Below are 218 nucleotides of genomic sequence, written 5' to 3'. Positions count from 1 at the left end.
GGCGCGACCGATAGCGGTTTATGGGCGTAATGAGATTTCAGCCATTTTTGCCAGCCTGAAAGCGATGCAACAGGCACTGCGTGAGACGGTCAGTGAGGTACGCCAGGGGAGCTCGGCAATGCATACCGGGATCTCGGAAATCGCGATGGGTAATAACGACCTGTCCTCGCGAACTGAACAGCAGGCGGCATCGCTGGCGCAAACGGCAGCCAGTATGG

At 57.8% G+C, this 218-nt stretch carries 1 pseudogene; it reads left to right on the top strand.

The window, feature by feature from the left end:
* Positions 1-218: pseudogene (locus FDX22_RS20290) on the top strand (methyl-accepting chemotaxis protein); the annotation flags it as partial.

This window comes from Citrobacter sp. TBCS-14, assembly GCF_005280805.1.
Lineage (GTDB): Bacteria > Pseudomonadota > Gammaproteobacteria > Enterobacterales > Enterobacteriaceae > Citrobacter > Citrobacter gillenii.
This window is presented reverse-complemented; position numbering and strand designations above follow the sequence as displayed.